The sequence below is a fragment of the Bradyrhizobium sp. USDA 4461 genome, assembly GCF_054055655.1.
The window spans coordinates 7,078,717-7,103,189 of the sequence record NZ_JBSRXM010000001.1 but is presented as its reverse complement, the minus strand read 5'-3'; the positions used below and the strand labels follow the sequence as shown (position 1 = coordinate 7,103,189).

27 protein-coding genes are annotated in these 24,473 nt (G+C 65.9%); 13 read left to right on the top strand and 14 right to left on the bottom strand.

All coding sequences use genetic code 11. From position 1 onward, the window contains the following. Positions 1–45 precede the first annotated feature (45 nt). The 4 genes from ACVINW_RS33525 to ACVINW_RS33510 all read left to right on the top strand — a co-directional run bounded on the left by ACVINW_RS33525 (position 46) and on the right by ACVINW_RS33510 (position 2,782). A complete protein-coding gene (locus ACVINW_RS33525; RefSeq protein ID WP_456755221.1) occupies positions 46–603 on the top strand; it encodes a hypothetical protein in 558 nt (185 codons plus the stop codon). A 207-nt stretch (positions 604–810) separates the two neighbouring features. Continuing rightward, positions 811–2,193, top strand: coding sequence for a ribosome biogenesis GTPase Der (der, locus tag ACVINW_RS33520; RefSeq protein WP_456755220.1), 1,383 nt, complete (start codon positions 811–813; stop codon positions 2,191–2,193). A gap of 134 nt (positions 2,194–2,327) precedes the next feature. After that, positions 2,328–2,540, top strand: a complete 213-nt coding sequence (locus ACVINW_RS33515; protein ID WP_456755219.1) for a hypothetical protein — start codon at positions 2,328–2,330, stop codon at positions 2,538–2,540. Beyond that, the gene (locus ACVINW_RS33510; protein ID WP_456755218.1) at positions 2,528–2,782 is read left to right on the top strand and encodes a hypothetical protein; all 255 of its coding nucleotides are present in this window, start codon (positions 2,528–2,530) and stop codon (positions 2,780–2,782) included. Before ACVINW_RS33515 ends, ACVINW_RS33510 begins: the two co-directional genes overlap by 13 nt. Here ACVINW_RS33510 and ACVINW_RS33505 read toward each other — a convergent pair. Then, positions 2,779–3,318 carry a YybH family protein gene (locus ACVINW_RS33505; protein WP_456755217.1) on the bottom strand — a complete coding sequence of 180 codons (540 nt, stop codon included), beginning with the start codon at positions 3,316–3,318 and terminating at the stop codon, positions 2,779–2,781. The two genes, ACVINW_RS33510 and ACVINW_RS33505, sit on opposite strands and share 4 nt — an antisense overlap. A gap of 54 nt (positions 3,319–3,372) precedes the next feature. Between ACVINW_RS33505 and ACVINW_RS33500 the strand changes: the two genes are divergently transcribed. From ACVINW_RS33500 to ACVINW_RS33485, 4 genes are all read left to right on the top strand, one after another. Further along, positions 3,373–3,630 carry a hypothetical protein gene (locus tag ACVINW_RS33500; protein ID WP_456755216.1) on the top strand — a complete coding sequence of 86 codons (258 nt, stop codon included), beginning with the start codon at positions 3,373–3,375 and terminating at the stop codon, positions 3,628–3,630. A 173-nt stretch (positions 3,631–3,803) separates the two neighbouring features. Then, on the top strand, positions 3,804–4,475 hold the full coding sequence (locus ACVINW_RS33495; protein WP_456755215.1) for a TetR/AcrR family transcriptional regulator: 672 nt from the start codon (positions 3,804–3,806) through the stop codon (positions 4,473–4,475). Positions 4,476–4,870: 395 nt separating this feature from the next. After that, positions 4,871–5,533, top strand: a complete 663-nt coding sequence (locus tag ACVINW_RS33490; RefSeq protein ID WP_456755214.1) for a DUF3313 domain-containing protein — start codon at positions 4,871–4,873, stop codon at positions 5,531–5,533. Positions 5,534–5,599: 66 nt separating this feature from the next. Then, a complete protein-coding gene (locus tag ACVINW_RS33485) occupies positions 5,600–6,166 on the top strand; it encodes a DUF2147 domain-containing protein (protein ID WP_456755213.1) in 567 nt (188 codons plus the stop codon). 102 nt (positions 6,167–6,268) lie between these two features. Here ACVINW_RS33485 and ACVINW_RS33480 read toward each other — a convergent pair whose 3' ends face one another. From ACVINW_RS33480 to ACVINW_RS33445, 8 genes are all read right to left on the bottom strand, one after another. Continuing rightward, entirely contained in the window at positions 6,269–7,495 is a 1,227-nt protein-coding gene (locus tag ACVINW_RS33480; RefSeq protein WP_146984344.1) for an ABC transporter substrate-binding protein, read from the bottom strand. Positions 7,496–7,645: 150 nt separating this feature from the next. Continuing rightward, a complete protein-coding gene (locus tag ACVINW_RS33475; RefSeq protein ID WP_456755212.1) occupies positions 7,646–8,782 on the bottom strand; it encodes a hypothetical protein in 1,137 nt (378 codons plus the stop codon). 242 nt (positions 8,783–9,024) lie between these two features. Beyond that, positions 9,025–9,765 (bottom strand): SDR family NAD(P)-dependent oxidoreductase, encoded by a 741-nt coding sequence (locus ACVINW_RS33470; protein ID WP_456755211.1) that lies wholly within the window; start codon positions 9,763–9,765, stop codon positions 9,025–9,027. A 161-nt stretch (positions 9,766–9,926) separates the two neighbouring features. Beyond that, positions 9,927–11,477, bottom strand: a complete 1,551-nt coding sequence (purF, locus tag ACVINW_RS33465) for an amidophosphoribosyltransferase (RefSeq protein ID WP_456755210.1) — start codon at positions 11,475–11,477, stop codon at positions 9,927–9,929. A 25-nt stretch (positions 11,478–11,502) separates the two neighbouring features. Further along, complete coding sequence (locus ACVINW_RS33460) at positions 11,503–12,138, bottom strand: CvpA family protein (protein WP_456755209.1); 636 nt, start codon at positions 12,136–12,138, stop codon at positions 11,503–11,505. A 187-nt stretch (positions 12,139–12,325) separates the two neighbouring features. Beyond that, positions 12,326–13,828 carry a DNA repair protein RadA gene (gene radA, locus ACVINW_RS33455; protein WP_456755208.1) on the bottom strand — a complete coding sequence of 501 codons (1,503 nt, stop codon included), beginning with the start codon at positions 13,826–13,828 and terminating at the stop codon, positions 12,326–12,328. Between the two features lie 88 nt (positions 13,829–13,916). Then, a complete protein-coding gene (locus ACVINW_RS33450) occupies positions 13,917–14,393 on the bottom strand; it encodes a hypothetical protein (RefSeq protein ID WP_456755207.1) in 477 nt (158 codons plus the stop codon). A 27-nt stretch (positions 14,394–14,420) separates the two neighbouring features. Beyond that, complete coding sequence (locus ACVINW_RS33445; protein ID WP_456755206.1) at positions 14,421–15,146, bottom strand: sulfite exporter TauE/SafE family protein; 726 nt, start codon at positions 15,144–15,146, stop codon at positions 14,421–14,423. A gap of 251 nt (positions 15,147–15,397) precedes the next feature. Between ACVINW_RS33445 and ACVINW_RS33440 the strand changes: the two genes are divergently transcribed. After that, complete coding sequence (locus ACVINW_RS33440; protein ID WP_456755205.1) at positions 15,398–16,459, top strand: IS30 family transposase; 1,062 nt, start codon at positions 15,398–15,400, stop codon at positions 16,457–16,459. Here ACVINW_RS33440 and ACVINW_RS33435 read toward each other — a convergent pair. The 4 genes from ACVINW_RS33435 to ACVINW_RS33420 form a co-directional block, all read right to left on the bottom strand. Next, positions 16,429–17,199: an exodeoxyribonuclease III gene (locus ACVINW_RS33435; RefSeq protein WP_456755204.1), complete on the bottom strand. Its 771-nt coding sequence runs from the start codon at positions 17,197–17,199 to the stop codon at positions 16,429–16,431. The genes ACVINW_RS33440 and ACVINW_RS33435 overlap by 31 nt on opposite strands. A gap of 30 nt (positions 17,200–17,229) precedes the next feature. Then, positions 17,230–18,534 carry an alanine racemase gene (alr, locus tag ACVINW_RS33430; RefSeq protein ID WP_456755203.1) on the bottom strand — a complete coding sequence of 435 codons (1,305 nt, stop codon included), beginning with the start codon at positions 18,532–18,534 and terminating at the stop codon, positions 17,230–17,232. Between the two features lie 48 nt (positions 18,535–18,582). Beyond that, positions 18,583–20,085 carry a replicative DNA helicase gene (locus ACVINW_RS33425; RefSeq protein ID WP_456755202.1) on the bottom strand — a complete coding sequence of 501 codons (1,503 nt, stop codon included), beginning with the start codon at positions 20,083–20,085 and terminating at the stop codon, positions 18,583–18,585. 292 nt (positions 20,086–20,377) lie between these two features. After that, positions 20,378–20,500 (bottom strand): hypothetical protein, encoded by a 123-nt coding sequence (locus ACVINW_RS33420; RefSeq protein ID WP_283812622.1) that lies wholly within the window; start codon positions 20,498–20,500, stop codon positions 20,378–20,380. Between the two features lie 185 nt (positions 20,501–20,685). Between ACVINW_RS33420 and ACVINW_RS33415 the strand changes: the two genes are divergently transcribed. Then, positions 20,686–20,856: a hypothetical protein gene (locus ACVINW_RS33415; protein WP_456755201.1), complete on the top strand. Its 171-nt coding sequence runs from the start codon at positions 20,686–20,688 to the stop codon at positions 20,854–20,856. Between the two features lie 20 nt (positions 20,857–20,876). Here the strand turns inward: ACVINW_RS33415 and ACVINW_RS33410 are convergent, their stop codons facing one another. Further along, positions 20,877–22,130 carry a class I SAM-dependent methyltransferase gene (locus ACVINW_RS33410; RefSeq protein ID WP_456755200.1) on the bottom strand — a complete coding sequence of 418 codons (1,254 nt, stop codon included), beginning with the start codon at positions 22,128–22,130 and terminating at the stop codon, positions 20,877–20,879. A gap of 258 nt (positions 22,131–22,388) precedes the next feature. On the opposite strand from ACVINW_RS33410, the gene ACVINW_RS33405 reads away from it, so the two are divergent. The 3 genes from ACVINW_RS33405 (at position 22,389) to ACVINW_RS33395 (ending at position 24,472) form a co-directional block, all read left to right on the top strand. Beyond that, positions 22,389–23,318, top strand: coding sequence for a hypothetical protein (locus tag ACVINW_RS33405; protein ID WP_456755199.1), 930 nt, complete (start codon positions 22,389–22,391; stop codon positions 23,316–23,318). A gap of 90 nt (positions 23,319–23,408) precedes the next feature. Next, positions 23,409–24,014, top strand: a complete 606-nt coding sequence (locus ACVINW_RS33400; RefSeq protein WP_456755198.1) for a TetR/AcrR family transcriptional regulator — start codon at positions 23,409–23,411, stop codon at positions 24,012–24,014. Next, positions 24,011–24,472: a PaaI family thioesterase gene (locus tag ACVINW_RS33395; RefSeq protein WP_456755197.1), complete on the top strand. Its 462-nt coding sequence runs from the start codon at positions 24,011–24,013 to the stop codon at positions 24,470–24,472. The genes ACVINW_RS33400 and ACVINW_RS33395 overlap by 4 nt, the downstream gene beginning before the upstream one ends. Position 24,473 lies beyond the last annotated feature (1 nt).

Below are 24,473 nucleotides of genomic sequence, written 5' to 3'. Positions count from 1 at the left end.
AGAGCTGACTTGGCGCGAAACCCGAGTTTGAGTGAGAGATCGACCATGCGCCGCTCGCAACGCCTGATCGCAGCCGCAGTCCTCACCGCGCTTTGCGGCGCGCTGGCCGGCTGCGGCAGTGGCGGCATGGCCAATTTCGACCCGAGCGACATGCTCGACTTCCTCGACACCAAGAAGAAGCTGCCGGGCGACCGCAAGCCGGTGTTTCCCGAAGGCGTGCCCGGCCTCGAGCAGGGCGTGCCGAAGGAATTGTACAAGGGCTCGCAGCAGGAGCAGCTCGACCAGCAGAACGCCGCGGCGGCAGCCGCCGCCCAGCCGGCTCCGCCAGCTGAGCCGCCGAAGGGCGCCAGGAAGCACGCCAAGCGGGCCGCGCCACCAGCCGATCAGGCGGCTGCGCCCGACGCCGCAACCGAGGAGGGTGCGCCCGCCGCGGTGCCGCCGGATCCGAAGCCGAAGAAGATCGTCCGCCGCCGCACCACCGCGCCGCCGGCCGACGACCAGCAGGCGCAGCCTGCCGCGCCGGCCCAGCAACAGACCCAGACCACGCAACAATCCGGCGGCGCGTTCCCCGCGCCACTACCGAGCGGCGGATTTAGCCGCTAGAGCTGATCGCCGGGCGGCGTGACGTAGCGCATTCCACGGCCTCAAGGTTCGAGACGCGCTGCCGCGCTCCTCACCATGAGGGTCCAAGACCCTCATCCTGAGGAGGCGCGAAGCGCCGTCTCGAAGGATGAGGCCACCGAACGACAAGAGGCACGGGCTACCCGAAGCTCATTGACTCCAGCTTCATAAATTGCGCTTGGATAGTTCATGTCTTTCACCATCGCCATTATCGGCCGGCCCAATGTCGGAAAGTCGACGCTGTTCAACCGGCTGGTCGGCCAGAAGCTCGCGCTGGTCGACGACGAGCCCGGCGTCACCCGTGACCGCCGCGAGGGTCAGGCCAAGCTCTACGATCTCGACTTCACCATCATCGACACCGCAGGCCTCGACGAGGGCGCCAAGGGCTCGCTGACGGCGCGGATGCAGGAGCAGACCGAGACCGCGATCGAGCTCGCCGACGCGCTGATGTTCGTGATCGACGCCCGCGTCGGCCTGACCCCGACCGATCGCGCCTTCGCCGACTTCGCCCGCAAGGCCAACAAGCCGGTGGTGCTGGTCGCCAACAAGGCCGAGGGCAAGCATGGCGAGATCGGGGCGATGGAATCCTACGCGCTCGGGCTCGGTGATCCCGTGCAGATCTCGGCCGAGCACGGCGAGGGCATGGGCGACCTCCACGAGGCGCTGAGCGCGCTGGTGCCCGAGGCGCCGGAGGAAGACGACGAGATCGAGGACGATGAGGACATCTCGGAGGAGGAGGCCGCGCAGCGCCCGATCCGCGTCGCCATCGTCGGCCGGCCCAATGCCGGCAAGTCGACCCTGATCAACCATCTGCTCGGCGAGGAGCGGCTATTGACCAGCCCCGAGGCCGGCACCACGCGGGATTCCATCGCGGTCGAGATCACCTGGAAGGGCCGCCAGTTCCGGGTGTTCGACACCGCCGGCCTGCGTCGCCGCTCGCGGATCGAGGAGAAGCTGGAAAAGCTCTCGGTCGCCGACGCGCTGCGCGCAGTGCGCTTCGCCGAGGTCGTTGTCATGATGATGGACGCGCAGAACAAGTTCGAGGAGCAGGACCTGCGCATCGCCGATTTGATCGAGCGCGAGGGTCGCGCCATCGTGCTCGCGGTCAACAAATGGGACCTGGTCGAGCGCAAGCCCAACCAGATCTCGCAGCTGCGCACCGATGCCGACCACTGGCTGCCGCAGGTCAAGGGCGCGCCTGTTGTCGCGGTCTCCGGCCTGATGGGCGAGGGCATCGACCGCCTGATGACCGCGATCCAGGAGGCCTATGCGGTCTGGAACCGGCGGCTGCCGACCTCGGCGCTCAATCGCTGGTTTGAGCAGGCGATCCAGGCCAACCCGCCGCCGGCGGTTTCGGGCCGCCGGCTGAAGCTGAACTACATCACCCAGGTGAAGGCGCGCCCGCCGAGCTTCGTGCTGTTCTGCTCGCGTGCCGATGCGATCCCGCGATCCTATCTGCGCTACCTGATCAACTCGCTGCGCGAAACCTTCGATCTGCCGGGCACGCCGATCCGGATCACGCTGCGTGAGAAGGCCAATCCGTTCGCCCACAAGCGCAAACGGCCGTCGTGAGCGGGCATCGCGTTTTCGAGCGAAGTGGGTACCGGTTCGCGTGAAGAAAACGCGTCAAACGAGGTTGATACCGCCGCAGCCGCCGTGCCACAGGCGCCCAGCGGCGCGGTGATCTCATCACCCTGTTGCTCGATATGCTCGCGCTCGGGATCATCATCCCGATCCTGCCCAAGCTGATCGAGGGCTTCGTCGACAACGACATCGCCAACGCGGCACGTATCCGCGGCGCCCTGGGCTTCGCGATGTTCGGCGCCGCGACGCACGCCTTGACGACGCAGCTCGTCGCCGCCGACCAGCAGGCCAGTTGCAGGGCGCGACGTCGAGCGCGCAGAGCATGTCCGAGCTGATCGGCCCGTTCCTGTTCACGCTGCCCTTCGTCTATTTCATCGGCGACGTCGCGCCGCTCAAGATGCCCGGCGCGCCGTTCTTTCTGGCCGGCGCGCTGCTGCTGCTCGCGCTCGGCATCGCCTGGCGCGCGACGGTGAAGACAACTCCGCAGGGTGGGCAAAGCGCAAGCGTGCGCACCATCGCGAGCACGCCGGGAATGGTGGACACGGCGCGCGCGCCTTTGCCCACCCTACAATTCTAATCCGTCGCCGGCACCGAATGGTGCTCGTGCGTGATGCGCCAATCGCCGTCGATCTTGCGCAATCCGATCGTTAGCCTGAACTGGAAAATGGCGTCGGGCGGGCCGCAGCGCATCACCATGACCGCGAAGGCGACATCATCGCCGGCCGTGATCGCGATCTCGTCGATATCGAAGGCGTGCGAGGGACGGTAACAGGTATAGAACAGGTCCCACGTCTTTCTGTATTCATCCAATCCGCGCGACTGCAACGGCGGCGGCACGTCGAACATCACGATGTCCTGATCGTGGCGGGCGAGGATGCCCGGATAGTCCTGTCGGCGGACGGCCGCCGCCCAGGCGTCGATCAGTGCCCTGATTTCGGCTTCCGTCGTCTGTTTCTGCTGTGTCATCGCTTGCGGGTTCCGGCTGCTGGTGGATCGATGCTTCGAGGACGAACGCGGCTGCGCCAGTCCGACACCGGCCCGACGGGCCGCCGCGATGACGATTGCGTTATTTTGACCATTTACAAACCATCCGGTTGGTTTGTATAAAGCCAATGCCGGATCAAGTTGCGTGCCTCGCCCGGAGGCCGCGCTGCCAGGAGGAGCATGGTGACCGACGAGGCCGTTGATAACTACGATGAGTTGACCCGCTTCAGCGACGCGCAGGCGGCGCTGCTGACGTCGCGCAGCCTCGTCTATCTGACCGACCTGAAGCTCGATGGCGGCAGGCATGCGACGATCGTCGCCGCCAGCCATGCCGACGCCCAGGCTGTCGCCCGCGCGCGCGGTCGCGGGGAAAAGGTCATCGGCCGCATGGCGCACGGTTTCCTCCATGGCCTGCTGCGGAAGGTTCGCTTGTGCGCGTGAGTGATCGGGGCACTCGATGACGCTTCCTGAAATTGAGGCGTCTCCCGAGGTCGCCGCCGGCATGGCGGAGACGTGGTTCGCGCCGCCTGGCACTATCGGATGCAGCGCTTGAGATTGACCGATGCCGCTGAGATACTGCGCTCTCACGCGACTCCTTCCTGAGTAAGTAGCCCATGGATAATCCTTCCCGCTCGGAACGCTCCCGCAACGCCGCGCTCGACGCCGCGATCACCATCGTGACGCGCGACGGTCCGGGACGCCTGACGCTGGACGCGATCGCGCGCGAGAGCGGGCTCAGCAAGGGCGGCGTGATGCATCAGTTCCGCACCAAGGAAGCGGTGCTGCGCGCTCTGCTCGAGCAGCAGATGGCGCATTTCGAGGAATTCTCGAACCGCTACATCGAAAATGTGCGCGGGACCACCGCGCAGCCCGAACTGTCGGCGCAGATCGCGACGCTGCGCGAGGCGATCTCGACGCCGCGGGCGGGGGCGTTCGCACTGCTGGCGGCGATGAACGAGAATCCTGAATTGATGGCGATGCCGCGGGATCAGGACATCAAGAAGGTCGCGCTGATGAAGGCCGAGGCGCGCGATCCGGATCTCGCGCTGCTGCGCTGGGCAGCGGCGCGCGGACTGCTGCTGAGCTCGCTGTTCGGCATGTTGTCGCTGACCGATGTGGAGCGCGACCGGCTGTTCGAACGGTTGCTCGACGACAGCAAGTGGACCGCGATGGAGCAGGGCGCGCCCGCGGCAGCAAAGCCGTCCAGGGCGAGGGCGCAAACGGCGTCGCCGAAGCCTGCCGGCGCGCGCGCCGCAAAGCCGGTCTCGGCGCGCAAGCGCAGCTGAATTTCCGACGCTGCCCTGAAAACGCAACGCCGCCCAAGCGGAATATGATCGCTTGGCGGCGTTGGATCGGCACCGGGCCCCTGAAATCCCCCGGCAATTGGTCCGGTATCACAGCAAACATCTCGGGTTTGTGACAGCGCTGGCCGTCATTCGCGAAGCCGTCGCGACAGGTTTTCTCCTGCGCGCTTCAAGCCCGGAATTTTTCTGACGGGTTTCCTGCGATTGCAACTTTACAAACCGTCTGGTCGGTTTTATAGATGGCCGCACTGAGGCAAGGTCTGGCGGCGCCGGGACGGCGAGCCAGATCGGCAGTGACGGCCGCAGCCGTAACTTTAGCCCCGGACGCGGCTGCGGCCGAGCTGCTCTTCCGCTTTAGCTCGGATGAGGAGATTGGAATGGAGAGCTCGATCGCGACACGCGGTCTGGGAGCGATGGCGCTTTGCGTCCTCGCAGCAGGATGCGCCGGCGTCACGCCGGTGGCCTATTCGGACGTGGCGTCAACCGCCTACATGACGCCCGATACGTCGGATTCCTCAGGCCGCGTGCCGTATCGCTATGCGCCGCCGGTCGACTGGCGGAGCTACAACAAGGTGATGCTCGATCCGGTCGTGATCTATCGCGGCGCGGATCATCAGTTCGGCGAGATGTCCGAGAAGGACAAGCAGACGCTCGCCGCCTACATGCAGACCCGCTTCGCCGACAAACTGCGTGGCCGCTTCATGCTGGTGAATACGCGCGGGCCGAACACGTTTCGCGTGCGGCTGACGCTGACCGGCGCGGTTGCCAACACGCCGGTGCTCGGCACGCTGTCGCGCTTCGATATGGCAGGCGCGATCTATAATGGCGTGCAGGCGGCGCGCGACGGCGAGGGCACCATGACCGGCTCGGTGATCTATGCCGTCGAGATGTTCGACGGCCCGACCTCGCGGCTGCTCGGTGCTTACGTCAGCAAGCAATATCCCAACGCCTACGACATCAAGGCCAGCGTCGGCGATCTCGCCGCCGCCACCGCCGGCATCGACAAGGGTGCCGATGCCTTCATGGCGCAACTGAAGTGAGGCGCGCCGCGCGCGTCCCTCGAAATCATCCCGACGCTGAAAGGTCACACTGAAAGGTCCCTTGCAATGAACTTTCTGGTTCGCATGTTTCTGCGCAGCCTGGTCGCGGCCCTGCTGATGAGTTCGACCGGCCGCGCCGAGACGATCCCGGCCGATCCCAGCGGCACCTGGCTGACCGAAAACGGACAGGCCCGCATCCGGCTCGAGCGCTGCGGCACCGCGCGCGATCGCATCTGCGGCTTCATCGTCTGGATGAAGGATCCGCTCGATCCGCGTGGCCAGCCGCTGCGCGACAGCCTCAATCCCGATCCCGACAAGCGAACGCGCGCGCTGCTCGGCCATCAGCTGATCCTGGGATTGAAGCTGACGCCGGAGGGGCGGTTCGACGGCGAGATCTACAATGCCGAGGACGGCAAGTCCTATGCGGTGTCGCTGTGGCGCGATGCGTACGACCGGCTGAAGCTCCAGGGATGTCTGATCAGGTTCCTGTGCCAGACCCAGACCTGGAAGCAGACGCTCGACGTGCAGCCCGGACAGCTGGTCGGTCTGACCGGCGATCCCGGCGGCCCGCGCGCTGACCGCGAGTGGGCGTCGCTGCCCGCGCAGGCCAAGGCGAAGTCAGCCGCGAAATGAAAAGCGTAGGGTGGGCAAAGCGTAAGCGTGCCCACCATCGCGAGCACGCCGCAATGGTGGCCACGGCGCTAGCGCGCCTTTGCCCACGCTACGGCAGCTGGCTTATTTCTTCACCAGCGGACAGTCGCTCGCTTCGAGCGGCTTGGCGGCGTCTTCCGGCGAGATGGTGGCGATCAGCTTGTAATAGTCCCAGGGATATTTCGACTCTTCCGGCTTCTTCACCTCGAACAGATAGGCCGGGATGATGCGGCGGCCGTCGATCCGCAGCGGACCCTTGCCGAACAAGGGATCGTCGGTCGGGATCTCCTTCATCTTGGCGACCACCTTGGCGCCGTCGTGCGGATTGCCGCCCATCGCGTCCAGCGCCTTCAAATAATGCAGCACGCCGGCATAGACGCCGGCGACCGTCATCGACGGCATCGAGCCCTTCGGCGAGACCTTCTGGAAACGCTTCGACCAGGCGCGGGTCTGGTCGTTCATGTCCCAGTAGAACGACTCGGTGAAGGTGAGGCCCTGCGCGATCTTGAGGCCCAGCGCGTGCACGTCGTTGACGAACAGCAGCAGCGCCGCGAGCTTCTGTCCGCCCGCGGTGATACCGAATTCGGAGGCCTGCTTGATCGCGTTGGTGGTGTCGCCGCCGGCATTGGCGAGGCCGATGATCTTGGCCTTGGATGCTTGCGCCTGCAGCAGGAACGAGGAGAAATCCGCGGTGTTGAGCGGGTGCTTGACGCCGCCCAGCACCTTGCCGCCGTTGGCGGTGACGACCGCCGAGGTGTCGCGTTCCAGCGCATGGCCGAAGGCGTAGTCGGCGGTGAGGAAGAACCAGCTGTCGCCACCGGCCTTGGTCAGCGCCTTGCCGGTGCCGTTGGCGAGCATGTAGGTGTCGAACGTGTAGGAGATCGTGTTGGCGTTGCAGGCCTTGCCGGTGAGGTCGGCGGTCGCAGCCCCCGAGTTGAGCACGATCGAGTTCTTCTCCTTGGCGAGGTTGCTCACCGCCAGCGCAACGCCGGAGTTCGGCGTATCGGTGATGATGTCGACCTTCTCATTGTCGATCCAGTTGCGCGCGATGTTGACGCCGACATCGGGCTTGTTCTGATGGTCGCCGCTGACCACCTCGATCTTCCAGCCCTTGGCGCGCAGGCCGGAATCCTCCACCGCCATGTTGGCCGCGGCCACCGAGTTCGGGCCGCCGATGTCGGCATAGAGGCCCGACATGTCGTTCAGCACACCGATCTTGACGTTCTTGTCCTGAGCAAAGGCAGGTGTTGCAAGGCCGAGTGCGGCGCAAGCGAGAAGCACGGCGTGGCGCCGTGCGAGCGTCGTCGTCATGAGACATTCCCTCCACTGTGATTTATCCGGACGGCCCTCTTGTGGGGCCTTGTGCCGGTCGTTCGGGTTCCCGCTTACCCTGTCCTCAGGCGAGCGGCAATCCGCATAAAGCCGGATGACTGCGTCGAAGCGTCATCCCACCGTCATTGCCTACTTCAGCGCGTCCGAGGTCAGCTTGAACTTCTGGATCCGCTTGCCGTCGACTTCGCCGGTATAGACGTTGCCCTTCTGGTCGACCGCCATGACGTGGAGCAGGGCGAATTGCCCGGCATTGCGGCCGCTATGGCCGAAGGTGCCGACCACGGTGCCGTCGTCGCGCTTGATGACGCGGATCTCGTTGTTGGCGCCATCGGCGTTCAGCAGATAGGTCTGCTTCGGATCGGGCCACAGCGCGAGATCGAATACCGCGCCGTCGCCGCGGGTGTTCTTTTCGTAGAACCATTCCCGCACGAAGGTGCCGTTCTTCTGGAACACCTGGATGCGGTCCTGGCTGCGATCGCAGACATAGACCAGCCCGTCATTGGCGATCTTGATGCAGTGCACGGGATTGCCGAACTGCTCCTGCACCGCGGCGCTCGGATCGTAGGGCGGCTGCTTCTCGTCGGTCGGCAGTTTGCCGTAGCCGCCCCAGTGCCGCTTGTAGGCCAGCGTGGTGGCGTCGAACACGATGACACGGCGGTTGCCATAGCCGTCGGCGACGTAGAGCTCGTTTGCGTCCTTGTCGATCGCGATCCCCGCGGGCCGGCCGAGCTGGGTCGAGTCGTTGCTGTTGGTGCGCGCGGCGATCTTGCCGATCTGGCCGAGATATTTGCCGTCGAGCGAGAACTTCAGGATTTCGCTGTCGTCATCGGCATTGCCGCCGATCCAGACGAAGCCGCGCTCGTCGACCTCGATGCCGTGCTCGCGGCCGACCCATTGATAGCCGTCGCCGGGTCCGCCCCAGGATCGCAGCAGATTGCCGTCGGCGTCGAACTCCAGCACGGGCGGCGCCGGCACGCAGCACTTTGCGCGCGGCGGGCTCAGGCTCGCGGCCTTCTCGCCATCGGTCAGCGAGCGCGGCCGGTGGATCACCCAGATGTGGCCCTGCCAGTCGACGGTGATGCCGCCGATCTGGCCGAGGATCCAGTTGTTGGGCAGCTGTTTCGGCCAGGAGGCGTCGACCGCGAAGGTCGGGACGTCACCGGCCTTGGTCGGCGCGGGCGCAATGAGAAGCGCTGAGGATGCGATGCAGGCGGAGAAAAACAATCCGGTGAGAATGGAGCGCGCGCGATTGAACGTCGGCGTCATGATGCCTCCCGAGAGTTTTCTTGGCGGCCGGGCCGCTGGGGAGGGCAGTCAATCGTGGGGCGGACGCGGAGTCAATTGCATGAGAATGGCAAGCCGAAGCGCCATAAACGGTGTCATCGTCCGGCTCGACCGGGCGATCCAGTACGCCGCGGCGTCTCGACTCAAGCACTGCTGCCTCTGGAATACTGGATCACCCGCATGCGCGGGTGATGACAATCGAAGGTGCGGCTCGTATGTGCCCCTCACGCCGGCGGCTGGAATGTCCGCAGCGTGCGTGCCTTGTAGTCGTAGAGCCTGCCCGTCTCGGTCCATGCAGGCGAGCACATCGGCACGATGAATTCGGCGGCCATGTCGGGTGTATCCAGCGTCATCGGGTCTTCGCCGGGAAACACCTGGGCGCGCATCCTTGTGCGGATCGGGCCGGGGCTGAACAGGTTGACGCGCAGCGCGGTGTTGGCGGTCTCATTGGCCCAGGAGCGCACCAGCGCGTCGAGTGCGGCCTTGGAGGCCGCATAGGGGCCGAGATAGGCGCTGGCCTTGTGCGCCACGCCTGAGGTCACGAACACCGCGCGGCCGGCGTCGGACTGCCGCAGCAGCGGGTCCATGCAGCGGATCAGCTGGAAGTTGGCGGTGACGTTGATTGCGAGCACGTCGTTCCACGGCTTCAGCTCGATATGGCCGAGCGGCGACGAGGGGCCGGCGGTGCCGGCATTGCCGACGAGAATGTCGAGCTTGCCGTGGCGCTCATGCAGCGCGAGCCCGAGCCGCGCGATGCCCTCGTAGTCGGTGAGCGAGAGCGGCACCAGCGTGGCGCTGCCGCCGTCCTTGCGGATCGCGTCGTCGAGCTCTTCCAGCCCGCCTTGCGTGCGCGCCACCGCCACGACATGGGCGCCGGCCTTGGCCAGCGCGATTGATGTCGCATAGCCGATGCCGCGCGAGGCGCCGGTCACGAGGGCAATCCGGGAGGCGAGAGGTTTTGTCATGGGAGGGACTCTAACAAATCGTCGTCCCTGCGAAAGCAGGGACCCATACGCCGTGACGGCGATAATGGAAGAAAGTGGTCGTGTCTAACCCTGTCACCAGCCACGCTGGCCGGTGGTTATGGGTCCCTGCTTTCGCAGGGACGACAGCGGTGGTGATAGCGTCAGCTCGCCTCGGCGAGCAGCGAGAGCTGGCGCGGCGGGGCCTCGGTTTCGCTCTGGTCGGTGAGGTGGGTCGGATAGGCGCCGGTGAAGCAGTGGTCGGCGAACCTTGGATTGGCTGGATCGCGCCCCTCATAGCCCATCGCGCGGTACATGCCGTCGATCGACAGGAAGGCGAGCGAGTCGGCGCCGATGATGTCGCGCATCTCCTCGAGCGAATGGGTCGCCGCCAGCAGACCGCCGCGGTCCGGCAGGTCGATGCCGTAATAGTCGGGATAGAGGATCGGCGGTGAGGCGAGGCGGAAATGCACCTCGCGGGCGCCGGCGTCGCGCATCATGCGCACGATCTTCTTCGAGGTGGTGCCGCGCACGAGCGAGTCGTCGATCAGGATGATGCGCTTGCCCTCGATCGCGGCGCGGTTGGCCGAATGCTTCATGCGGACGCCGAGCTCGCGCACGGTCTGGGTCGGCTGGATGAAGGTGCGGCCGACATAGTGGTTGCGGATGATGCCGAGCTCGAACGGCACGCCGGAATACTGGCTGTAGCCGACCGCGGCAGGGACGCCGGAATCCGGCACCGGCACCACGACGTCGACCTCGGGATGGCTCTCGCGCGCGAGTTGAGCGCCGAACGCCTTGCGCACGTCGTAGACCGAGCGGCCGCCGACGATGGAGTCGGGCCTGGCGAAATAGATGTATTCGAAGATGCAGGGCCGCGCCGGCTTCGGCGGGAACGGCTTGTGGCTGTGCGCGCCGTGCTCGTCGAACACGATGATCTCGCCGGGCTCGATGTCGCGGACATATTTGGCGCCGATCATGTCGAGCGCGCAGGTCTCCGAGGTCAGGATCGGATGGCCGTCGAGATCGCCGAGCACCAGCGGACGGATGCCGAGCGGGTCGCGCGCGCCGACCAGTTTCTTGTTGGTGAGCGCGACCAGCGCATAGGCGCCCTCGATGGTGCGCAGCGCCTCGATGAAACGGTCGATGAAGCGGGTGCGCTTCGACTGCGCAACCAGGTGCAGGATCACCTCGGTATCGGTGGTCGACTGCATCATGGCACCGCCCTTGACCAGCTCGCGGCGCAGGGTCAGGCCATTGGTCAGGTTGCCGTTATGGCCGACCGCGAAGCCGCCGGCGCTGAGCTCGGCGAACAGCGGCTGCACGTTGCGCAGGATGGTGCCGCCGGTCGTGGAGTAGCGGACGTGGCCGACCGCGGCGTTCCCGGGCAGGCGCTCGATCACCTCGCGGCGGGAGAAGGCGTCGCCGACCAGGCCGAGGCGGCGTTCCGAGTGGAAGCGGCTGCCGTCGAAGGAGACGATGCCGGCGGCCTCCTGGCCGCGGTGCTGGAGCGCGTGCAGGCCGAGCGCGGTGATCGCGGCGGCCTCCGGATGGCCGAAGATGCCGAACACGCCGCATTCCTCGCGGAGCGTGTCGCCATCGAGATCGGGGTGGTACCTGAGAGGGTCGTTTTTGGGGTCGTCTTGCAGTTCGATCGGGCCGAGGTCGAGATCCATTTGGTCGCTATGATCCGAAGGGGTCTGCATCTCGTTCATCGCCTCTCGTAAGGGCCCAAATAGTTTATCGGCCCGCGGGTTTCTCGATCAGCTTCTTCAAGCTGTCACGCGCAGGTTTGCTATAGCCATCACCCGACGCCGGCGTCGCCTGATCATTGGTATCGGCCGCAGAATCGTCGTCTGGCTTATTCTTCTTGAACTTCTTTAAGATGGTGTTCTCGGGGTCGTCAGGCAAGAGCGTCATGAGCCAATCCCCGGTTCCCTGCAACATCACGCGGGACTTCGCGCCGGTCACCCAGTCGGGCCGCTGCTTGTCCGGAACCAGCCAGGTGAAGAACATGAACGCCACGACCACGATCAGGAGGCCGCGGGCGAGCCCGAACAGGAAGCCGAGAGTACGGTCGAGCGCGCCGATCCGGGAATCCAGGATCATGTCGGAAATCCGCACCGTGATCACGGAAACCACGATCAGCGTGCCGATGAAGGTGCCGGCGACCACGACGATGGCCGCGACCGTGTCGTTGTTGAAGTAGGTTTTGGCGGTCGGCAGCAGCTTCGAGAAAGCATACAGCGTGACCAGCGCGGCGGCGCCCCAGGCCGCGATCGACAGGATCTCGCGCATGAAGCCGCGCACCATGGCAAGCAGGCCCGAGATCAGCATCACGCCGAGCAGGACGAGATCGAGTATTGTTACGGGCATCGGCTGGTCAGGTCCGCTGGTACGTTTCGGTACGCTGTTAAGGGCTTACGCTGTGAGAGCTCTCGCGAATCGGCAAAGTCGGTGCCGTCCTAACTGAGGCGCATTGGGGGCATCCGGCAAGGCCGCAACACCACCTGTCCCGCGCGGCGGATGTATAGCGGCGAGGGGCTGAGACGTCACGCCCGCTTTAGGTGGTCTCGCGACGGAATCGGGCCGGTGTGGCATTTTTCCCAGCCTTATCAGCGTCTCCGGAGCCGCCCGGGTCGCCGCTTGGCGCACCTTCGTCGTGCCGTGGCGCAGCCCGGCCGCCGCGGGGCGTTCCGCGCGCGGCAATCTCGGCGACCAGCGTGGTCAGATTGCCGACGCTGTTGAGCGCGAGCCCCATATCGCCCCCCGGTTCGCCGCGGGCCGATTCGGGCAGGATAGCGCGGCCGAAGCCGAGCTTGAGCGCCTCTTTCAGCCGGGCCGGGGTCTGCGCCACCGGGCGGATCGCGCCCGACAACGAAATCTCGCCGAAATAGACTGCATCCGTCGGCAGCGGCGCATTCACCAGCGAGGACACCAGCGCGGCGGCCGCGGCGAGATCGGCGGCCGGCTCCTGGATGCGCAAGCCGCCGGCGACGTTGAGATAGACGTCATGTCCGGACAATTTGACGCCGCAATGCGCCTCCAGCACCGCCAGCACCATCGACAGCCGGCTCGGGTCCCAGCCGACCACGGCACGGCGCGGCGTACCCAGCGAGGTCGGCGCCACCAGCGCCTGCAATTCGACCAGCACCGGGCGGGTGCCCTCGATGCCGGCAAACACGGCTGTGCCGGGGCTGCCGAGCTCGCGTTCGGAGAGGAACAGTTCCGAGGGGTTGGTGACCTCGCGCAGCCCGAGTCCGGTCATCTCGAACACGCCGATCTCGTCGGTGGCGCCAAATCGGTTCTTGACCGAGCGCAGGATGCGGAACTGCTGCGAGCCTTCGCCTTCGAACGACAGCACCGCATCGACCATGTGCTCGACCACGCGGGGGCCGGCGATCTGGCCGTCTTTTGTGACGTGGCCGACCAGGATGATCGCGGCCCCGGTCTTCTTGGCGAAGCGAATGAGTGCCTGCGCCGAGGCGCGCACCTGGGTCACGGTGCCGGGCGCGGATTCCACCGTGTCGGTCCACATGGTCTGGATCGAATCGATCACGATCAGCCGCGGCACCGCGCCTTCCGACAGCGTCGAGACGATGTCCTCGACCGAGGTTTCCGAGGCAAGCTGCACCGGCGCATCGGCGAGCCCGAGCCGCTCGGCGCGCAGCCGCACCTGGGCCACCGCCTCTTCGCCGGAGATATAGACCGCGCGGTGGCCGGCGCGCGCCATCATGGAGGTGGCCTGGGTCAGCAACGTCGATTTGCCGATGCCGGGATCGCCGCCGACCAGGAGCACCGAGCCGCGCACGAAGCCGCCGCCGGTGACGCGGTCGAGCTCGGCCATGCCCGACGACAGCCGCGGCGCGTCCTGGGTCTTGCCGGACAGCGATTCCAGCGCAAACGTTCGCCCCTTGCGCTTGCTGCGGATCGAGACCGGCACCGAGCCCGTGGTGTCTTCCTCGGCCAGCGTGTTCCACTCGCCACAGGAGTCGCACTTTCCCTGCCAGCGATTATACGCCGCGCCGCAGTTCTGGCAGACAAAGGACAGGGTGGATTTGGCCATGAAGAAGAGCTCGATTCCTGATCCTCTCCATAGCACGGATCAAAGGGTCGCAATGCCCGACGGCCGCGCCGTGCCCGGGCATGTCGGGTCAGCGGAGGCCCGACGCCGATCGTTGCTTCAGGACGCGAACCGCGATCGGGGCGGCCGGCCATAGCTGCAGCCGGTAGTGGTCGTCGCCCTCGAGGCCGTTTTCCGACAGCGTGTCGAGCGCGCCGTAGGAGACGCGCACCCGATAGGACCCTGGCGGGGTCTCGATGCGCACGGCATCGGGGAAGTAGTCGGTGCAACCGGCGATCACGACGCGTCCGGACGCGAGGTCGAGGCTGGCTTCGACCACATGATCCCAGTTAGCCGAATCGTCGTCGGGCTCCTGCTCAAGCAGTGTCACCGCGACTGGAACTTCCATATTCCTCACGGTGCCGATCCCGACCGTCCCCGGCGCGATCGCGAGCATTCGATCGGTCGCTTCCTCCGTCCACGCAGCGGAAAGGTCGCCGGATGCAGGTTCATCCTGGATGTAGAATTGAAAGTAATCGGCGAACAGTGAAAGTTCGAGCGATTTCATTTTAGGGCTTCCCTGGATGATCGATCTTCAGTTCATCATAGCGGTCCACAGCAGCGACGCGCCCGCCGCCAGCATGATGCCGTCCATGATCAGCCGGAATGCCTCCGGCTTCATATGCAGCACGAAGCGTTTGGCGATGAAGGCGCCGGCCATCAGCGAGATGCCGGCGATCAGGCCTTTCAACGCGATATCAGGTGTCAGCGCGCCGAACCGCTCGAAGGTCACCGATTTGCTGACATAGAGCCCGAGCGAGCTCGCCGCTTCGGTGGCGAGGAAGGCGCCCTTGTTGAGGCCGTAGAACAGGAACAGCGGCACACTGAGCGGGCCGGTCGAGGCGACGATGCCGGTGAGGTAGCCGATCAGCGCGCCGCCGATTGCGAGATGCCAGAGATTGGCTTTCAGCCTGTGCCGCGCCAGCCAGTGCCGCACCGGCACCATCGCGATCAGGAATACGCCGATCGCGATATCGACCGCGCGCGAGGGCAGCACGAGCAGCGTGCGCGCGCCGAGCGCTGCCGCCGGAATGCCCGTGATCGAATAGGCGGCGCAAGCGCGCCAATCGACCTCGCGCCACCAGGCCAGGATGCGCGACACGTTGGCCATCACGGCGGCGACCGCCATGATCGGCACCGCCTGCTTCGGGCCGTATTGATAGACCAAGACCGGCATCAGCATGATCGACGAGCCGGTGCCGACGATGCCCGAGATGGTGCCGGCGACGAGGCCGACGATCAGGACGAAGACAAAGCCCACCTGTTCGCTCCGAGAGGAGGTTTGCCCATGCCACCGATTGGCCCGCCGGCGCAAGGGTCGCGGATAGCGCCACATATTCGGCGTCGTCCCTGCCTAGTGCGCAATTGCGCACGGGAGCAGGGACCGATAACCACAGGCAGTCATTGTTGAGCGACGCCCGAACGACGCGTCTCTTCAACAACAGCCGCCGCGGAGTATGGGTCCCCTGAGTTCACAAACGAAGTGCAACACTTCCTTGAGGAGGTGTTGCGATGGGGCGGAGTTACGAGCAGCTATCCCTGGACGAGCGATGCGAGATTGCCCGGCTTTCAGCCAATGGCAGCTCGGTGCGGCAAATCGCGGCAGCTCTGGATCGCTCGCCATCAACGATCTCTCGGGAGCTGAACCGCAATTCTGGCGCCCAGGTCGGCTACAAACCCAGCTATGCCCAGCAACAGATGCGAGCGCGGCGCTGGACGGGCGTACGCCTCGAACGGGAGCCCGGCCTGCGCCGCGCGGTCTTGGAGCGCCTTGGTCGGGGCTGGTCGCCCGAGCAGGTCGCGGGCCGGCTGGCCCGCGAACACGGCCGCAAGGTGATCTCCCACGAGACCATCTACCGCTTCATATACGCCCAGATCCGACGCACCTCGGACTTCAGCTGGCGGCGTTATCTGCCACGCGGCAAGAGCAAACGCGGCTACCGCGGCAAGAAGGGCGGCAGTCCCGCAAGCTTCATAGAAGGCCGTGTTTCCTTGAACAAACGGCCTATCGAGGCCGCCGATCGCAATGCCCCCGGTCATTGGGAAGCCGACCTGATGATGTTCTCCAAATACGGTCAGGCGATCCTGACCGTGCACGAGCGCACCTCGCGCCTGCTGCTCGGCATCCGCATCGCCAGCAAGCTCGCGCGCGGTATCGCCCGTCATCTCGTCCGCTTGTTTGCTGCCTTGCCGGAAGGCCTGTGCCAGACCGTTACCTTCGACAATGGGACCGAGTTCGCCTGTCACCTGGAGCTGCACCGCCTCGCGATCGAGACCTTCTTCTGCGATCCGCACGCGCCCTGGCAGAAGGGCGGCATCGAGAATGCGATCGGTCGGATGCGCCGCTTCATTCCACGCAAAACCGATCTCGCGACCTTCCCGACGCGCCGCCTCCGCCAGTCGATCAACGCCTACAACAACACCCCGCGCAAATGCCTTGACTTCCAAACCCCTCTCGAGGCCTTCTCTCAAGTGTTGCACTTCGAGTGTGAATCCACCTCCCCGCTTTCGCAGGGACGACGGCTGTGGTGGGGCAGGCGCCATCACCTCAACACCACCCACACCGGTGCATGATCACTGGCTCCTTCCTCGCCGCGGATGTCGCGGTCGACGCCGGCTTTCGCGAGCCGCGCGGCGACCTCGGGGCTGAGCAGGAGATGATCGAGCCGCAGGCCGGCGTCGCGCGGCCAGCGCTGGCGCTTGTAGTCCCAGAAGGTGAACATTGGCTCGTCCGGATGCAGCGTGCGGATCGCATCGCACCAGCCCTGGTCGACCAGCGCCTTGAACGCGGCGCGGCTCTTCGGCTGGATCAGCGCATCCTTGTCCCAGGAGCGGGTCGGATAAATGTCGAGAGGCGTCGGCGCGACATTGTAGTCGCCGGCAAGCACCACGGGCACCTCCTGCTTCAGCAGCTTGGCGGCGTGGGCGCGCAACCGCTTGAACCAGGCGAGCTTGTATTCGAATTTTGGTCCGGGCTGCGGATTGCCGTTCGGCAGATAGAGGCTGGTGACGACGATGCCGCGCACCGCGGCCTCGATGTAGCGCGCCTCGTGGTCGTCGCGATCGCCGGGCAGGGCGGTGCGGATCAGCACCGGATCGGCCTTGCGCGCGAGGATGGCGACGCCGTTCCAGGTCTTTTGTCCCTGCCACACCGCGCCGTAGCCGGCCTTCGCGAGCGCGGCCGCCGGAAACTCGGCGTCGCTGGCCTTCAACTCCTGCAAGCTGACGACGTCCGGTTTGGCCGCCTTCAGCCAGCGCAGCAAATTGGGCAGCCGGCGGTTGACGTTGTTGATGTTGAAGGTCGCGATCTTCATGCGGTCAGACGATCGCGACGATTCATGCCGTCAGGCGGAGGGCAGTGGTGGCGGTGCAGCGGGCGCGGCCGTCGGCATGACTGGCGGCGCCGCTTGCGTGGTGGCCGGTTTGCTCGTCTCGGCGACCGCGTCGACTTTCTCGACACTCGCGTCGCTTGTCGCCGCAACCGCATCGCCGCCCTTGTAGATGCGCACGAAGCGGCGGCCGAGGCTGGTCAGCACCTCGTAGCCGATGGTGCCGAAATGATGCGCGACCTCGTCGACGGTGATGCCTTCGCCGATCAGCGTCACCATGTGGCCGCGGCGCACCGCGTTCTTGTCGAGGTCGGTGACGTCGACCGCGATCAAATCCATCGAGACGCGGCCGGCGATCGGGCAGCGCTTGCCGGCGACCACGACCTCGGCGCCGCGGGTGCCGTCATTGGCGCTGGCGGCGCGGAAATAGCCGTCGGCATAGCCGGCGGCGATGATCGCGAGCCGGGTCGGCCGCCGCGCGGTCCAGGTGCCGCCATAGCCGACGGTCTCGCCGCGATCGATGTTGCGGATCTGCACGATGCGCGCCTTGAGGTCGACCACGGGCTGCATCGGGTTGTCGGCCTCCGGGGTCGGATTGACGCCGTAGAGCGCGCAGCCCGGCCGCACCATGTCGAACTGGAATTGGGCGCCGAGGAACACGCCGGAGGAGTTCGCCAGCGAGGCCGGCACGCCGGTGAACAGGCTTGCGATCTCGCGGAAGCTCGAAAGCTGCCTGGCGTTGACCGGACTGTTGAGCAACTCGGCGGAGACGAGGTGGCTCATGACCAGCGTGATGCCGTGATCGCCGGCATTGATCCGCGGGATGATGCCCTGCGCTTCGCTGACCGTCAGCCCGAGCCGGTTCATGCCGGTGTCGATATGGATGGCGGCGCCGCCGGACCAGCCGGAGCGGCGGCAGAACACATCCCATTCGGCGAGTTCGTTGAGATCGCCGATCACAGGCTTGCAGTCGATCCTGGCGTAGGCATCGCCGGTCTGCTGGAAGAAGCCGCCGAGCGAATACACGGTCGCCTGCGGAGCGGCGGCGCGCACCGCGGCGGCTTCCTCGACATTGGCGACGAAGAAGGTCTTGCAGCCGGCCTTGGCGAGCGCCCGCGACACCTGCTCGGCGCCGCAGCCATAGGCGTTGGCCTTGACCACGGCGGCGCATTCGGCGGGGACTGCGGTCTTCTCGAGCTTGCGCCAGTTGGCGATGATGGCGTCGAGGTCGATGGTCAGGATGCCGGTGGCGGCCGGGTGGGCCGCCAGCAGGTTGGCTTCGGGCGTCAGCTGCGATTTCGCGTCGGTCACGATGTTCATGGCGCAGTTGTACGCGGCAGGCTTGCGCCGTTCAACCGCGCAGCGGAATCAGTGGGAGTGATCCGGAACCTGGCCGTCGGCCGCGAGATCGCCGAACCGGGTGACGCTGGCCTCGAAGTGCAGCTCGACGGTGCCGGTCGGGCCGTGACGCTGCTTGCCGATGATGACTTCGGCCTTGCCGTGGGCGAGGCCCATTTCCATCTGCCACTTCTCGTGCTCGGGGGTGCCGGGGCGCGGCTCCTTGTTCGCGAGGTAGTATTCCTCGCGGTAGACGAACATCACGACGTCGGCGTCCTGCTCGATCGAACCGGATTCGCGCAGGTCGGACAATTGCGGCCGCTTGTCGTCGCGGTTTTCAACCTGACGCGACAGCTGCGACAGCGCGATCACCGGGACGTTCAGTTCCTTCGCGAGCGCCTTCAGGTTGGTGGTGATCTCGGTGATTTCCTGCACGCGGTTGTCGGTGCCCTTCTTGCCGGAGCCCTGCAGCAGCTGGATGTAGTCGATCACGATCAGGTCGAGACCCTTCTGCCGCTTGAGCCGGCGGGCGCGGGCCGTGAGCTGCGAGATCGAGAGGCCGCCGGTTTCGTCGACATAGAACGGCAGCGACTGCAACTCGATCGAGCAGTCGCGGATCTTCTCGAAATCGAGCTCGGAGATGCCGCCGCGACGGATGTGGCTCGACGGGATTCCGGTGCGTTCGGCGAGAATACGGGTGGCGAGCTGCTCGCCGCTCATTTCGCAGGAGAAGAAGCCGACGGAGCCGCCGTTGGCGGCTTTGACCGTGCCGTCGGCCTGGACCTCGGGCACATAGGCCTTGGCGATGTTGTAGGCGATGTTGGTGGCGAGCGAGGTCTTGCCCATACCGGGCCGGCCGGCAAGCACGATGAGGTCGGAGGGCTGCAAGCCGCCCATGCGGGCGTCGAGATCGCGCAGGCCCGTCGAGATGCCCGACAGCTTGCCGTCGCGCTGGAATGCCTTTGCCGCCATGTCGACGGCGACCGTGAGCGCATCGGCAAAGCGCTGGAAGCCGCCGTCATAGCGCCCGGTCTCGGCGAGTGCGTAAAGCTGCCGCTCGGCGTCCTCGATCTGCGCACGCGGCGCGAAATCGACCGGCGCGTCGTAGGCGACGTTGACGATCTCCTCACCGATCTGGATCAGGTTGCGGCGCAGGCTGAGGTCGTAAACGGTGCGCCCGTAATCCTGGGCGTTGATGATGGTGGTCGCCTCGGCCGCGAGGCGAGCGAGATATTGGCTGACGGTCATGCCGCCGAGATCGAGCTCGGCCGGCAGGAAGGTTTTCAAGGTGACGGGCGTTGCAACCTTGCCCATCCGGATCAGGCTACCGGCCGTCTCGTAAATCTGCTGATGGATGATTTCGAAGAAATGCTTCGGCTCGAGAAAGTCGGAGACGCGATAGAACGCGTCATTGTTGACCAGGATGGCGCCCAGCAGACCCTGTTCCGCTTCGATGTTGTGCGGCGCATTCCGATAGGTCGGCGATGCGGCGTCAGGCGCGAGCTTGTGGACGTTCGAATCAATCAAGGCCATGGACGAGCTTATTCTTCTGATTGCGTCGTTGCTGCGATTTTCGGATGTGGGGCGGCGATCAAGCGCCAGCCCGGCACGAAGCGAAAGGACGGATATTTTCTTATGCACGATTCACACACCGCGATGTGTGAATCGCGACGGCCGGATGCATTCCGCTTGACGGGGTTTCGCCCAGGATCGGGCGGAGGGCGGCCGATCAGGAATGTCGTTGGCGAAAACCGGACGCAGCCTGAACCTTTTTGGGCGCGAGCCGACCCATGCAGAGGCGAGGCGGCGGCTGGCCCCGGTTCCTTCAGATCAGGATGAGGAAAGCCAGCGCAACCAAGGCGGCCACCACGCCGGTGGCGATCAGGGCGTAGTCGGTCGCGATATCGCGCTGCGGGTCCAACATCGTCTGGTGCGTTTCTCGGGTCATTCCGGACCACTACGACAGCCCGGGACAGACCTTTGTGAAGCAGATCACACCTGCTGCACTTTCTTTGCAGCAAGGATCGCGGGAACGACCCGGCGGATTTCGGGTTGTATCCGCTCAGGGAAGATACGGCGGCGATGGCTCAAGAGTTTCAGACAGCGCGATCGAGGGTTGGCCGGGCAGGCGGTGTGGACCGCCGCTGGCTGGCCGCGCTTGTCGATGCCATGGAGCAGGCGGCGCGTCCGGAGGTCCGGAAAGCTCCTTGCGACGCCAAGCTGATCTCGGCCGCCGCGGCCCATCTGGCGCGTCCGGCCTCGACCTTCGCCCATTGCGGGTCGGCCTACAGCCTCCGCAACTGACAGCACCCATCCTGTCGGGTTTACTCGCCGGCGAGTTGCAGCCGGGGCTTGGCGGCGTCGGCCTCCTTCAGCCGCAGCCGGGCTTCCTCGCGCCCGATATAGTCGCGGGTCATCGGGACGATGCCCTGGCGCTTGGTGAGCTGGAGCTGGAAGTTCATCATGTTCTGCACCCGGAACGACATCTCCGCGGCAGCGAGATAGAACTCCCACATCCGGGCGAAGGCTTCGTCGTAAAGCCGCACGGCCTCCTCGCGCCGCGCCATGAAGCGCTCGCGCCACGCCTTCAGCGTCTCGGCATAGTGCAGCCGCAGGATCTCCATGTCGCAGATCAGCAAGCCGGCCTTCTCGATCGCCGGCATCACCTCGGACAGGGCCGGGATGTAGCCGCCGGGGAAGATGTATTTGCGGATCCAGGGGCTGGTGACATCGGGGCCGGTCGAGCGGCCAATCGAATGCAGCAGCATCACACCATCGTCGCTCAGCAACTCGGCGCAGCGCTTGAAGAAGGTCTCGTAATAGGCGACCCCGACATGTTCGAACATGCCGACCGAGACGATGCGGTCGAAGGGGCCGGGGATGTCGCGGTAGTCCTGCATCAGGAAGCGCGCCGATTGCGACAGGTTCCGCTCCGCGGACCGGGCGTTGGAGATCTGCAGCTGCTCGGTCGACAGCGTGACGCCGGTGACATCAGCACCGCTCATCTCTGCAAGATAGAGCCCGAGCCCGCCCCAGCCGGAACCGATATCGAGCAGGCGGTGGCCGGGCTTGATCAGCAGTTTTGCCGCAAGGTGGCGCTTCTTGGCGAGCTGGGCGTCGTCCAGCGTCGCCTCCGGGGTCTCGAAATAGGCGCAGCTATATTGCTTGTCGGCGTCGAGGAAGAGCGAATAGAGGCGGCCGTCGAGGTCGTAATGGCGGGCGACATTGCTTCTGGAGCGGCCGCGCACGTTGATCTGCTGGGCGCGCCGCCCGAGGAAGCGCAGCCAGGCCTGCAGCCTGGCAAAGTTCGGCAACATGGCCGCCTGGCCCATCAGGACGGCCAGCACATCGGCGATGCTGCCTTGTTCCACCACGAACGTGCCGTCCATGAAGGCTTCGCCGAGATAAAGTTCGGGATCGACCAGCACGCGGGCTTGGGCCGCCCTGGTCGTGAAGCGTGCGGCCGCCGGAATGCCGGTGCCGTCGCCGCATGTGAATTGAGCGCCGCTCGCGGTCGTGAACGTGATCGAACCGCGGCGGATAAAGCGCCCCAAGAAGTATCGCAACAATCGGTCCATCGAGACACCAACGGAACGGCAAGCTGCACACCGACACCACCGGAGCTGATCACTCCAATGTGTCCCCAAACTAAACATAGGCAGGGAATTGGATCGCGCTATTGCGTTGTGCTCAAAGCCGATATTCCAAAATGTGACAATTGCGTGGATGCGTCACGCGCGTGCTTCCATTCGCGCGATAATCGTCTAAAAGGTGACCGCCGCAGCCGATCCATCAGGTGCAGGCGGCGATTTTTCCGGAATCTGGAGACTTAAGGAATGTTGAGCCGAGCCCTCAGTCTGGCGACGGTGACGCTTCTGATTGGCCTGTCGGCCGGGTCGGTGCGCGCACAAAACCTCGAGGCCGGCAAAAGCCCCTCCCAGATCTTCGCGAACACCTGCACGGCCTGCCACAAGAGCCCGCGCGGCCTGCTGAAGACCGTTCCGGCCGGCTCGCTGCCGGGCTTCCTGCGCCAGCACTACACCACATCGAGCGACATGGCCGGCGTGCTGTCGTCCTATCTGATTTCGAACGGTGCCAACGACCCACGTTACCAGGCCAAGGATCAGCCCAAGGGAGCCAAGGGCAGGGAAGGCAGGCAGGAGGCAATCCAGTCTCCGGAGCAGGCCTCCGAACGTCCGTCGCGCCGGCAGCATCAGGGCGCGGCACAGGAAGGTGCAAAGCCGGATGCCGATGGTCTGACCCAGGCGCCGGGCGAGGGCCGTCAGGGCCACCGCGGCCGGCGCATGGCCCGCCCGACCGAAACGCCGGAGGGCGCCAAGCCGGAGGACGGCCAGCCGCCGCAGGCCGCAAGCGAGGGCAAGCCGTTGCGCCAGAAGCACGGCCGTCGCGGCAAGCCGCTCGACGAGCCGAAGTCGGAGGAGGCGCCGAAGGGCGAGACCTCCAGCGACGAGCCAAAGGCCCAGACGGCTGTGAGGCACGAAGACAAGGGCGAGGCCGAGAAGCCGGCGAGACCTGCCAGCCAGCCCGACGCGGCCAAGCTTGATGCGCCGAAGAGCAGCAGCGAGCCTTCTGCCCTGCGCTCCGACCCGGTTCCGCAGGTCACGCCGGCGCCGGCCGCACCCGAGCCCGCCGCTGCCGCGTCTCCGGCACCCGCCGCGCCGCCGGTGACCGCGACCGCGCCGCCGCCACCGCCGCCCCCGACGACGCCAGGCTCCGGTCCGCCGGAGGCGCCAAGCTCGAAGTAATCGCCGACGCCGGACCCATGAGGCCCGGCGTTTTCGTTTGACCGCCGCTAGAGCAAAGCTCTAGAGTATTGATCTAGGTGGAGAGGCGAAGTGAGCACGGCACGCGAGGATCTGCTGGCGGCGGGATTGGCGGTGTTCGATCGCGATGGCTTCGAGGGCGCCACGGTCGCCGAGATCCGCTCCCGCGCCCGTGCCTCCAACGGCAGCTTCTTCCACTTCTTCACCTCGAAGAAGCAGCTCGCCGGAACCCTGTTCCTGGAAATCCTGCAGGCCTATCACGCCGCGATCATCACCTCCCTCAACGATACGCACGGCGCCAGCGAAGGCGTCGCGCGGCTGATCCACGCCCATCTCGACTGGGTCGTGACGTCCAGGCGCGAGGCGCGCTTCCTGTTCGAGATTTCGCGCAGCGAGTGGGGCGAGGAAGTGCGCGGCGCGCAGCGCAGCGAGAATTCGCGGCTCGCCGAGGCCATCGAGCGCTGGCGCGCGCCGCTGCTGGCGCGCGGCGAATTGCTGCCGATGACACCAATGCTGTTCTTCAGCCAGATCATCGGGCCGGCGCAGATCTTCTGCCGCGCCTATCTGTCGGGCCGCCACACCGGCGATCCGCGCGAGCAGGTCGAGACGCTGATCGCGTGTGCGATCCGCGCGGTGGTGGCGCCGGGTGCGCCGGGGCGAGCAGGAGGGACATCATGAGCGGGATCGATCCGGACTTCGCGCCGATCGCGACGCGGATTCGCGACAATGTCGGCCGTCAGGGTTTCATGGGTCTGGTCGGTGCTGAAGTGGCCGAACTGTCGCGCGGGTCATGCACGCTCGCGGTCGACCGCCGGCCGGAGCTGTTGCAGCAGCACGGCCTGTTCCACGGCGGCGTGACGGCGTTCCTGGTCGACAATGCCACCACGATCGCGGCGGCGACGTCGCGCGGCCAGCCGGCGCTGACGGCGGAGTACAAATTGAACCTGCTGTCGCCGGCGTCGGGCGATCGGCTGATCTGCCGCGCGCGCGTGATCAAGCCGGGACGCCAGGTCGCGGTCGTCGCGGCCGACGTGTTCTGCATCATTGACGGCAAGGAGAAGCACACCGCGACCGCCCTGGCCTCGATCGCAATGCTCGACGATCAGGCGGCGGCACGAATCCAAAGCCCGGCCTGAT

Coding starts and splice junctions, on each gene's coding strand:
- ACVINW_RS33480 (WP_146984344.1), bottom strand. CDS start 7,495: ATGACGACGACGCTCGCACGGCGCCACGCCGTGCTTCTCGCTTGCGCC.
- ACVINW_RS33490 (WP_456755214.1), top strand. CDS start 4,871: ATGGAGAGCTCGATCGCGACACGCGGTCTGGGAGCGATGGCGCTTTGC.
- ACVINW_RS33470 (WP_456755211.1), bottom strand. CDS start 9,765: ATGACAAAACCTCTCGCCTCCCGGATTGCCCTCGTGACCGGCGCCTCG.
- ACVINW_RS33410 (WP_456755200.1), bottom strand. CDS start 22,130: ATGGACCGATTGTTGCGATACTTCTTGGGGCGCTTTATCCGCCGCGGT.
- ACVINW_RS33525 (WP_456755221.1), top strand. CDS start 46: ATGCGCCGCTCGCAACGCCTGATCGCAGCCGCAGTCCTCACCGCGCTT.
- ACVINW_RS33395 (WP_456755197.1), top strand. CDS start 24,011: ATGAGCGGGATCGATCCGGACTTCGCGCCGATCGCGACGCGGATTCGC.
- ACVINW_RS33475 (WP_456755212.1), bottom strand. CDS start 8,782: ATGACGCCGACGTTCAATCGCGCGCGCTCCATTCTCACCGGATTGTTT.
- ACVINW_RS33495 (WP_456755215.1), top strand. CDS start 3,804: ATGGATAATCCTTCCCGCTCGGAACGCTCCCGCAACGCCGCGCTCGAC.
- ACVINW_RS33485 (WP_456755213.1), top strand. CDS start 5,600: ATGAACTTTCTGGTTCGCATGTTTCTGCGCAGCCTGGTCGCGGCCCTG.
- ACVINW_RS33440 (WP_456755205.1), top strand. CDS start 15,398: ATGGGGCGGAGTTACGAGCAGCTATCCCTGGACGAGCGATGCGAGATT.
- ACVINW_RS33510 (WP_456755218.1), top strand. CDS start 2,528: ATGTCCGAGCTGATCGGCCCGTTCCTGTTCACGCTGCCCTTCGTCTAT.
- ACVINW_RS33405 (WP_456755199.1), top strand. CDS start 22,389: ATGTTGAGCCGAGCCCTCAGTCTGGCGACGGTGACGCTTCTGATTGGC.
- ACVINW_RS33420 (WP_283812622.1), bottom strand. CDS start 20,500: ATGACCCGAGAAACGCACCAGACGATGTTGGACCCGCAGCGCGATATC.
- alr (WP_456755203.1), bottom strand. CDS start 18,534: ATGAACATCGTGACCGACGCGAAATCGCAGCTGACGCCCGAAGCCAAC.
- ACVINW_RS33425 (WP_456755202.1), bottom strand. CDS start 20,085: ATGGCCTTGATTGATTCGAACGTCCACAAGCTCGCGCCTGACGCCGCA.
- ACVINW_RS33435 (WP_456755204.1), bottom strand. CDS start 17,199: ATGAAGATCGCGACCTTCAACATCAACAACGTCAACCGCCGGCTGCCC.
- ACVINW_RS33450 (WP_456755207.1), bottom strand. CDS start 14,393: ATGAAATCGCTCGAACTTTCACTGTTCGCCGATTACTTTCAATTCTAC.
- der (WP_456755220.1), top strand. CDS start 811: ATGTCTTTCACCATCGCCATTATCGGCCGGCCCAATGTCGGAAAGTCG.
- ACVINW_RS33460 (WP_456755209.1), bottom strand. CDS start 12,138: ATGCCCGTAACAATACTCGATCTCGTCCTGCTCGGCGTGATGCTGATC.
- purF (WP_456755210.1), bottom strand. CDS start 11,477: ATGAACGAGATGCAGACCCCTTCGGATCATAGCGACCAAATGGATCTC.
- radA (WP_456755208.1), bottom strand. CDS start 13,828: ATGGCCAAATCCACCCTGTCCTTTGTCTGCCAGAACTGCGGCGCGGCG.
- ACVINW_RS33515 (WP_456755219.1), top strand. CDS start 2,328: ATGCTCGCGCTCGGGATCATCATCCCGATCCTGCCCAAGCTGATCGAG.